Annotated in this window: 2 protein-coding genes; both read left to right on the forward strand. The window is 65.4% G+C overall.

Annotated features, from left to right (window positions below; genetic code table 11):
- The coding region (locus AC1DY5_RS53615) for an AAA family ATPase (protein WP_478122350.1) at positions 1–1,348 on the forward strand (1,348 nt) is incomplete at its 5' end.
- Positions 1,349–1,437: 89 nt separating this feature from the next.
- Positions 1,438–1,920: PLDc N-terminal domain-containing protein (locus AC1DY5_RS53620; RefSeq protein ID WP_478122351.1), on the forward strand; the 483-nt coding region annotated here is incomplete at its 3' end.

Raw genomic sequence — 1,920 nt, forward strand, 5'->3', positions numbered from 1 at the left:
GTGCATCGGCGCGACCACCTTCACCGAATACCGCGGCATCTTCGAGAAGGATGCGGCCCTGTCGCGTCGCTTCCAGAAGGTCGACGTGGTAGAGCCGACCGTGCAGGAGACGGTCGACATCCTGAAGGGCCTGAAGTCGCGCTTCGAGGAGCACCATGGCGTCAAGTACGGTGTGGCCGCGTTGCAGGCCGCCGCCGAACTGAGTGCCAAGTACATCAACGACCGTCACCTGCCCGACAAGGCGATCGACGTCATCGACGAGGCTGGCGCGGCCCAGCGCATCCTGCCCGCGAACAAGCGCAAGAAGACCATCAGCAAGACCGAGGTCGAGGAGATCGTCGCCAAGATCGCGCGCATCCCCCCGGCCAACGTCTCGAACGACGACCGCGGCAAGCTGCAGACCATCGAGCGCGACCTCAAGAGCGTGGTGTTCGGCCAGGACAAGGCACTCGAAGTGCTGGCTTCCGCGGTCAAGATGGCGCGTTCCGGCCTCGGCCGAGATGACAAGCCGATCGGCTCGTTCCTGTTCAGCGGCCCCACCGGCGTCGGCAAGACCGAAGCGGCGAAGCAGCTGGCCTACATCATGGGCATCGAGCTGATCCGCTTCGACATGTCGGAGTACATGGAGCGCCATGCGGTGAGCCGCCTCATCGGCGCGCCTCCGGGCTACGTCGGGTTCGACCAGGGCGGCCTGCTGACCGAGGCSRTSACSAAGMAKCCGCAYGCGGTGCTSYTGCTSGACGARATCGAGAAGGCGCATCCGGACATCTTCAACGTGCTGCTGCAGGTCATGGACCATGGCACCCTGACCGACAACAACGGACGCAAGGCCGACTTCCGCAACGTGATCATCGTGATGACCACAAACGCGGGCGCCGAGACCATGAACAAGGCGACCATCGGCTTCACCAACCCGCGCCAGGCGGGCGACGAGATGGCCGACATCAAGCGCCTGTTCACGCCGGAGTTCCGCAACCGCCTGGACGCGATCGTGAGCTTCAAGTCGCTCGACGAGCAGATCATCCTGCGCGTGGTCGACAAGTTCCTGCTGCAGCTCGAGACGCAGCTGGCCGAGAAGAAAGTCGACGTCACCTTCACCGACGCACTGCGCAAGCACCTCGCCAAGAAGGGCTTCGATCCGCTGATGGGCGCACGGCCGATGCAGCGCCTAATCCAGGATACGATCCGTCGTGCCCTGGCCGACGAGCTGCTGTTCGGTCGTCTGCAGGAGGGCGGTCGCCTGACCGTCGACCTCGACGACAAGGAGGAAGTGCAGCTCGACATCCAGCCGCTGCCGAAGAAGGAAGGCCGGGCCAAGCCCGAAGCCGAAGAAGCGGCGGCAGGTTGAGCCACTTCCGCCACAGCGGCGGAATCGTCCGATCAGAAGGCCGGTAGCATTGCTGCCGGCCTTTTGCGTTTCACCCGAGATTCCCGCCCTTGATCGTCCCCGAGCTCAGCCAGGAATGGAAGACCGGCCTCTCCCTCGCCTGGAGCGGCTACATCGCGGTCCTGTCGATCTGGATCGTGATGCAGAAGCGTGCGCCGGTGTCGACGATGAGCTGGATCCTGTCGCTGGCGCTGCTGCCGTTCGCGGGCTTCCTGATTTACTATTTCCTCGGGCCGCAGCGGCTCAGGAAGCAGCGCCTGCGGCGGCTTCGCAGCCGCGCCGGCGCGCTGGCCCCGGCCGATGTGGCGATGCTGCGCGAAGCCAGGGAGCAGGCRCCGCCTGCCTTGCGCCAGATGGCCTCGCTCGGCATGGCGGCCTGCGGACTGCCGGTATCGGGCGCGACATCGGCCGAATTGCTGTCGGGCGGTGCGCGCACCTTCGATGCGATCTTCGAGGCGATCCGCGAGGCGCGCAACCACGTCCATCTGGAGTACTACATCTTCGAGCCCGACCGGATCGGCACCGCGCTGCGC

Source organism: Variovorax sp. P4_D9 (assembly GCF_056401695.1).